General features: G+C 37.6%; 8 protein-coding genes. All 8 read right to left on the bottom strand.

The window, feature by feature from the left end; translation table 11 throughout:
- Window positions 1–107: 107 nt before the first annotated feature.
- Window positions 108–1,757 carry a hypothetical protein gene (locus tag RQ893_RS06925; protein WP_311482322.1) on the bottom strand — a complete coding sequence of 550 codons (1,650 nt, stop codon included), beginning with the start codon at window positions 1,755–1,757 and terminating at the stop codon, window positions 108–110.
- Entirely contained in the window at window positions 1,750–2,472 is a 723-nt protein-coding gene (locus RQ893_RS06920; protein WP_311482321.1) for an ABC transporter ATP-binding protein, read from the bottom strand. The genes RQ893_RS06925 and RQ893_RS06920 overlap by 8 nt, the downstream gene beginning before the upstream one ends.
- A gap of 73 nt (window positions 2,473–2,545) precedes the next feature.
- The gene (locus tag RQ893_RS06915; protein ID WP_311482320.1) at window positions 2,546–2,872 is read right to left on the bottom strand and encodes a hypothetical protein; all 327 of its coding nucleotides are present in this window, start codon (window positions 2,870–2,872) and stop codon (window positions 2,546–2,548) included.
- 100 nt (window positions 2,873–2,972) lie between these two features.
- The gene (locus RQ893_RS06910; RefSeq protein ID WP_311482319.1) at window positions 2,973–3,995 is read right to left on the bottom strand and encodes a sigma-70 family RNA polymerase sigma factor; all 1,023 of its coding nucleotides are present in this window, start codon (window positions 3,993–3,995) and stop codon (window positions 2,973–2,975) included.
- Window positions 3,996–4,026: 31 nt separating this feature from the next.
- Window positions 4,027–4,551, bottom strand: coding sequence for an NYN domain-containing protein (locus tag RQ893_RS06905; RefSeq protein ID WP_311482318.1), 525 nt, complete (start codon window positions 4,549–4,551; stop codon window positions 4,027–4,029).
- A complete protein-coding gene (rlmB, locus tag RQ893_RS06900) occupies window positions 4,538–5,242 on the bottom strand; it encodes a 23S rRNA (guanosine(2251)-2'-O)-methyltransferase RlmB (protein ID WP_311482317.1) in 705 nt (234 codons plus the stop codon). Before rlmB ends, RQ893_RS06905 begins: the two co-directional genes overlap by 14 nt.
- The gene (gene cysS / locus RQ893_RS06895; protein ID WP_311482315.1) at window positions 5,242–6,660 is read right to left on the bottom strand and encodes a cysteine--tRNA ligase; all 1,419 of its coding nucleotides are present in this window, start codon (window positions 6,658–6,660) and stop codon (window positions 5,242–5,244) included. The genes rlmB and cysS overlap by 1 nt, the downstream gene beginning before the upstream one ends.
- The coding region (gene gltX / locus RQ893_RS06890; protein ID WP_311482314.1) for a glutamate--tRNA ligase at window positions 6,660–8,053 on the bottom strand (1,394 nt) is incomplete at its 5' end. The genes gltX and cysS, both read right to left, overlap by 1 nt.

Genomic DNA, 8,053 nt, shown 5'->3' with positions numbered 1-8,053 from the left:
AAATTTGTATCTATATAAATAAAGGGTTTTTGATATTCCATAATTCTTCCTTTCTAGTTACTCACTATACTAAAAAATCCCAGCTTTTTAAAGCTGAGATTATTATTTTATACATCCATAAAGCCCTTTGTATATTTTTTAAGAGTAGCCCTATAAATTAAAAATGTAATAATAAGAACAGCTAAGAAAGCTACACCTGCCCCTATGACTATATTATCTGTTAATTCTGTGATTGCAAAGACCATAAGGCCCAAAAGTCCCATTATAACGAGAGATCCTAGGTAGAGTAAAACTGCCTTCAATCCTCCGCCTTGCTGGATTTCCTGAGGTTTTTTCCACTGGGTGCAGACCATAAAAGTCCCAAAATAAAGACTAATCATAGTTGCGAATGCTCCTGTTAGGCAAAGTCCTAAAAAGATTACCAAGCCACCTAAAATTGTGAGTTTTAGGATTAGGGTAAAGGCTATGGCTAGGATTAGGTTTATCCCACAGGCAACGACATAGGCTGCGGCAAACCTCGCCCTCATGTGGCTTTTTGGGTCAATTGGCAAAGTCTGGATGAGATAAAAACTCTTGCCTTCCCTTGATAGAGAAGTATTGGCAAGGCCGCCATTTATCCAGATAAAAAGCCCAACCGCAAGGGAAATCAAAAAGGCAAATAGGAGAAACTCTGGACTATTTGGGTCAACTCCCGATTCTTCCATAGCACGGCTCGCTTGGACAAAGCCCATAACTAAGATAACCATAACCATGCCAAGAGGTCCTGACAAAAAGACAATGTTTGAAAAGAGGGTTTTCAAATCCTTTTTGAAAATCGCCTTAAATTGGCTGCCCGCTTCGATTTTAATATCCTTACTTGGAGTTGCTTCTTTCTTTGATGTGTCAAGGTGTTCGTCAAATACAGCTTCATAATAAAATTTGTCTGCTATTCTATAGGAAATAAAGGCCAAAATCAAACACAAGGCCAAAAGAAGGCCTGTAAAAATAAGCCTTTGGCTCATATCTCCTGCGACTGCAAAGCCGTATATTTTTGCGTTGAAAAATACATTTGAAACCATGCCCAGCATATTTTTTATTTGATTTGGGTCAACATTCATTTTTCCCATAGTATTTGAATTTGAAGCAGAAAAAGAGAAGTAGTAAATAACTCCCATAATGGCAAACATGATTAAATAGCCAATTGTCTTAAAAAGTTTTGCGTGCCTATTGACGTTGGTAAACTTTTTTATTACAAGTAAGAAAAGTGACAAAATCCCATAAGGTAGGTAAACCATTGGCAAATACAATATTAGCCCCATTACTAAAACCCAAGGATCAAAACCAGCTTCTCCAAAATAAATTACAAGACCAATGACTAAATATAGGAAAAAGTCAGCAAAGCTTAAAACTCCACCAAAAACCTTGCCCACAAAGAGTTCGCCCTCCCTAATAGGCATAGTCTGATAATTGGCTATGGCAGACTTGGTGTAGAGGTTTGAGAAAATTTGTGGCAGGTAAAATAAAAATACCATTAGGGTCATGGACATGCCAAAGCTTGTAAAATACATAAAGGCCATGTCGTTTGCCACGTAAAGGTAGGCAGAGGCCTTGAAAACTCCTGTGAAAATCGCTCCAAAAAATACATAGGTCCATATTAAAAGCAAAATCCTACCTAAATATGATTTTGGCATATTTGGGACAGTTTTCCTCGGCATATATGGAAAAAATGACTCTTTAAGACTGTATTTTGCGAGTGTTAGGATATTAGACTTATTCATCTGTAAGCTCCAAGAAAATTGATTCAAGAGTACCGTCGTTGTTGGCGATGTGCTTGATTTCTTCAAGAGTTCCCATGGCTATAATCTTGCCCTTGGATATAATTGCAATCCTGTCGCAAAGTTCTTGGGCAACTTCCATGACGTGGGTTGAAAACATGACGCACTTGCCCTCATTTGCCCTTTGTCTTAAAATCTGTTTGAGATTAAAAGCAGACTTGGCATCAAGACCAACCATCGGCTCATCAAGGATTAAAACCTGTGGGTCATGGATTAGGGCACCGATTATAGCAAGTCTTTGGGCCATACCGTGGGAATAGGTTGAAATTTGGTCTTTCATGGCATCTCTAATGTCAAAAAAGTTTAGGTAATAATCAAGCCTTTCCTTCCTAGTCTCAGTGTCAATCCCATATATATCTGCTATGAAATTTATATATTCATTTCCTGAATAATTTTCGAATAATTCTGGATTATCTGGCACATAGGAAAACTGACTTTTATAGGTCATTGGATCATCTTCCAGGCGGATTCCATTAATAAAAATCTCACCCTTAGTCTTTGAATTTATCCCTACAATGGACTTTATTGTAGTAGATTTACCAGCTCCATTAGGACCTAAAAATCCAAAAATCTCCCCATCCTTAGCCTCAAAAGAAATATCATCAACAGCCCTCTTCTCGACTGTATATTCTTTGGTAAAGTTCTTTACTTCTATCATATTTATCTCTCCTTATGGGTTTTATTTCCTATCGCTTAATTTATCTTGTCCTACCATAAATTAAAAATATTTTTCACAGTCCAGCAGAAATATTAGTAGGTTTTATTAGCCTTAACCACTTATATAATCGCTTTGTGATTTTCCATAGCCACATTCCTACAAGTGTTAATATTCCTCCAACAATTATGGAAATAATTAATTCGCTGAAAGCTCCTAAATTAAAGCCAGCATTCCCTAGCCAGGTAATATCTAAACCCAATACTCTTGTAAAAAATTTTATGATTGATAAGACTATAGCAAATAGGCCGCTAACCATAAAAGCCCAACCGCATATGCCTGTTACCGGAAATATAAATATCCATACACAAGTTGCTATTCCATACCATTTTATTTTTTCCATAAAATGCTCCCTGTAATAAATTTTAAAAATACCCGACCATCACTAAAAAAGTGAGGCGGGTAATTTATTTCTTTTTAAGTTATTCTTATTTTTATATTTTTTATCCGATTGAATCTGAATAATCTTTTAATTTTCCTAGAGCTTGGTTTTCAATTTGTCTTATTCTTTCTCGAGACAGGTCGTAAATTGCTCCTATTTGTTCTAGGGTTTTTGGTTTTTCGTTGTCTAGGCCATACCTGTAGATTATGATTTGCTTTTCCCTATCTGTTAGTTGGTCAAGGGCTTGCATAAGGAAGTTTTCCATATCTTTTTCAAGGATTAGCATATCTACTGGGGTTGACTCATCGCCAACCATGTCCATTAGCTCATCACCTGTGGAGTCTTCGCTATCTAGGTTGATGTTTAGGGATGTGGAATTTACTTGGTTTCTGTTTATGAGGAACAAATCATCTGCTTGTTTTTTGTTTATCCCTTCATTTTCTAAAATCCTGTAAAGTTCCTCATCACTAGCCTCTGGATTGGCCTTTAGAATTTGTTTTAATTTGTTTAATTTTAAGTACTTACCCGCAGGTATCCTAATTGTATGTCCTTCTTTGTTAATGGCTTTTCTAATTGCCTTGTCTATCCATTTGTAGGCATAGGTGGTAAATTTGTAACCTAAAGTGAGGTCAAATTTTTCCGCAGCTCTTATCATGCCTAACATTCCGGATTGAACCAAATCTTCTAGGTCAAGGTCGTTGCCGTGGGACCTAAAGAAATATGATGCCCTACTCCTTACTAATCCTTGGTTTTTTTCAACAAGGGCTGAAAGAGCATTTTGATTGCCTAGCTGGAATTGCTCCACTATCTCTTCATTATTAAGGTCGGATAATTTCATCATATCCTTGCGTCTGATAGGGGCAAGAGAGGTGTTTACTCCCTTTTTGGCAGAACCAATGAGGTCGTCATCATCAAAGTCTTCATCGTCATCTTCTTCAGAAATGATGTCTAGAATTTCTTCTCTTTGCTCTTCGGTCATAGCTTCTACAATTTCAATGAGCTCTTCTTCGCTCAAATCACTTGTATCAAGATAATCCCTAAGCTTTTCTAAAGTTTCCTTATCTTTTAAATTTATTTTATCCATCTTATCACCCGTTTGAATTTATTTACCCTACCTAGTCATCTAGGTCTATTTTAAGCTCATCTAGCTTAGCTTTTAAGGCTTTGGAAATGGGATAGGCGTCGTAGTTTTGGCTAAAGTTTGCCTTCTTTGTTTTTTTAATCTTAATCCTTAACATATCAAGATCTGTCTTTAGCTCAAGAGCGGTCATCCTGCTTGCTCCCTTCACAAGAGCCATATTTTGAACTTGCCCATCGTCAGTAACAACCTTGACATTGTGCCTTCTGGCAATCCTAGCAAGTTCTGCCTCTATATAGGTATCTGCCGTTTGAAATCTCTTGGTGAAAACTATTTTCATCCCATATTTTTCGATGGTCGTTTCCTTTAGCCTGTCAAGGTTGTAGGCATCAAAAACAATCACCAATTTTTCCCCTGTTAGGAAGCTATATTCAGCCAAGTCCTCAATCAAATTTTCCCTAGCTAGCTGTAAGCTCTCCCTGGTAGTTTCCCTTAATTTTGGCCATTTGTTTATCACATTGTAGCCGTCTACATAGGTTATATTTTCCTTAACTAAAGCCATTTTGTCTTAAAACCTCATACATGGCTATAGCTGAGGCTACTGATGCATTTAGACTATTTACAAAACCCTTCATTGGTATATTAATAAGTATATCACAATTTTCCCTAACAAGTCTAGAAAGTCCCTTACCTTCATTGCCAACTATCAAACAGACCTTGCCTTTTAGGTCCACTTGGTCGATTGGTGAGGAGGCCTCGCCAGCAAGTCCATAAACCCAAAAGCCGGCTTCCTTAATCTCTTCTATGGCCCTGTTTATATTTTTAACCATGATAATATTTATATTATTGATAGCTCCAGCACTAGTTTTGTAAACTATTGGGCTTACAGATGCACTCCTTCTTTCAGGAATAATCACCCCATCAAAACCAAAGCTTTCAGCACTTCTGATTATCGCACCGAGATTATGAGGGTCCTCGATTTGATCAAGGATAATCAGCCTTTGGTAATTAGAAAGGTCTGATAAGTCCTTGTACTGAAAAGATTCTACCTCTACCATAACTCCCTGGTGGTTCAATTCTATTTTATCAAAAAATCTCTTATCTACAAAATTTATCTCAACATTTGCCCTTTGAAGCTTAGAAATAATCTCATCGACAATTTTAGAATTTTGCTTGATTACAAAGGCCTTATAGATATTAACACCCGAATCAATGGCGTCGATTACAGGTTTTCTGCCGTAAATCTTATCCATTATCCTATCTCCCACTTGGTACCTTCTCTGGTATCCCTTAGGATGATGCCCATTTCCTTGAGGTCATCACGAATTTTATCAGCTGTGGCAAAATCTTTTGCTTTTTTGGCTGCGTTTCTTTCTGCGATTTTTTCTTCTATGAAGGCCTCGTCTACTTTGCTTTCCTTTTTCTTGGCAAGAAGTCCAAGAACGTCATAGAGTCTCTTATAAAGGTCGAAAGTTTTTTCTACAAATCCTTTAGAAGAATCTCCGTCTAGGTTTGTATTTATAAATTTAGCAAGGTCAAATAAAACTGTAATGGCATCTGCTGTATTTAGGTCATCTTCCATTACACTTATAAATTCATCTTCCTTATCACTTAGGATTTGAAGTAAATCTTTTTCTCTATCTGAGATTTCTTTTTCGCTTGCATTTGCAAGTAGATCTTCCGCCTTAAAATAGGCATTGTTTAGCCTATCTATGGAAGCCTGGGCCTGGTCGATTATTTCCTTGGTAAAGTTGATTGGCTGCCTATAAGATGTGGTTAAAAGCCAAAATCTAATGGTCATCAAATCATATTCTTTCTTGATATCATCAAGGGTAAAGAAATTTCCTACTGACTTACTCATCTTTGAACCATTTACCTGAATCATTCCATTGTGCATCCAATAATTTGCAAAAGTCACATCATTTAGGGCTTCTGATTGGGCAATTTCATTTTCGTGGTGAGGAAATTCCAAATCTTCCCCGCCAGCGTGGATGTCAATTGTATCTCCCAAGATTTTCTTATTCATGGTAGAACATTCTATATGCCAACCTGGTCTACCCGCACCCCATGGGCTATCCCAAGCAACTTCGCCCTCAAGTTTAGTCGCCTTCCAAAGTGTGAAGTCAGCAGGATTTTTCTTCTTGCCAGCGTCCTTATCGTCTAATCTTTGGCTAGCCCCATGAACTAGATCATCAAGATTTTTTCTTGACAATTTGCCGTAGTCAGCTTTTTTGCTTACATCAAAGTAAACATCTCCGTCTGATTCGTATGCCATGCCCTTGTCAATCAATCCCTTTACAAAGTCTATGATGTCATCCATTACCTCGGTTGCCCTTGGATGAATGGTGTCTTCTTCGTCTAGGTTTAAAGCCTTTGCATCTGTCATGTACTGAGCAATGTAGCGGTCTGTGACTTCTTTAGTAGTGATGCCTTCCTCGATGGATTTTTTTATAATCTTATCGTCAACATCGGTGAAATTTACCACATAGGTCACATCATAGCCCCTATACTGGGCAAAACGCCTAAAGGTATCAAAAATTACCAAAGGCCTAGCGTTTCCTATGTGCATATAATCATAAACTGTTGGTCCGCAGACGTACATTTTTATTTTGTTTTCTTCAATTGGTTTAAATACTTCCTTAGTCCTACTAAGAGTATTGTAAATCTTCATTAAAAATTATCCCTTACGTATTCTAGCCTATCCTTAACTAGGTCCTTGCCCATGATTAAAAAGGCGTTTGATAGGTCTGGTCCGTGAACTGAACCTGTGACTGCTGCCCTTACTGGGAACCAAAGGTTCTTGCCCTTGATGCCTGTTTCTTTTTGGATAGTTTTCATAACTGATTTTGCAAAATCAGCATCTATTTCATCTACTTGGTCAAGCTGGTTTAAAAATGCAGCAAATAAAGTCCTAGCTTCATCTGTTGAAATTGCTTCTTTGGCGTCATCATCATAGTCAACGTCTTCGCTCTTGATATAGTAATTTTTGGCAAGTTCTGGTGCATCTGAGAACTTGTCAATAGCTGATTGCCATGTTTCTGCAAGGAGAACTAATTTGTCATGGTCATAAGATTCGTCAATTAATCCAGCCTTAATCATATATGGCTTGATGTCTTCTGCAAGCTCTTCTGGGCTTAGGTCTCTGACATAGTGGCCGTTTACCCAGTCAAGTTTCTTCTTGTCAAAAACAGCACCAGTTTTGTTTACCCTATTAAAGTCAAATTGTTCAGCAAGTTCCTTCATGGAGAAAATTTCTTCTTCGCTATCTGGTGACCAACCTAGTAATGATAGGAAGTTGATTAGGCCTTCTGGCATATAGCCTTCTTCAATGAAATCTTCTACCATGCCGTCGCCGTTTCTCTTTGAATATTTTTTGTGGTCCTTATTTAAAACGGTAGGTAGGTGAATATATTCTGGAGCATCCCATCCAAAAGCTTCGTAAAGATAAACGTGCTTTGGTGTTGATGAAATCCACTCATCTCCACGAACAACGTGGGTAATTCCCATCAAATGGTCATCTACAACTACAGCAAAGTGATAGGTTGGGAAACCATCTCTTTTTATAAGAACTTGGTCATCTTGGTCGTCAGTATTAAAAGTGATTTTACCCTTGATTCTATCATTAAAGGAAATATCATAGTCTTTTGGTAATTTTAGTCTAACTGTGTGTTCCTCACCATTTGCAACCCTTTGTTTAGCTTCTTCTAGAGGAATGGAACGGCAAAGTCCGTCGTATTTTGGTGTAAGGCCGTCAGCTTTCATTTGATCTCTTACACTATCAACTCTTTCTTGTGAGCAGAAGCAATAGTAAGCCTTGCCTTCTTCGATTAATTGGTCTATGTATTTGTCATAAATACCTTGTTTTACCCTTTCAGATTGGATATATGGACCAAAATCGCCTTTTTCAGTAACATTGCCATTTTCATCAAGCATTACACCTTCGTCGATTTCAACTCCTGACCATTTTAGGGCCTTTAATAGATTTTCTAAAGCGCCTTCTACAAACCTAGTCCTGTCTGTATCTTCTATTCTCAAAATCATCTTGCCGCCAGTATGTCTTGCGT

This window comes from uncultured Anaerococcus sp. (genome assembly GCF_963510915.1).
Lineage (GTDB): Bacteria > Bacillota > Clostridia > Tissierellales > Peptoniphilaceae > Anaerococcus.
Note: the sequence above shows the minus strand (reverse complement) of the source record. Positions and strands in the feature narration are given on the sequence as shown.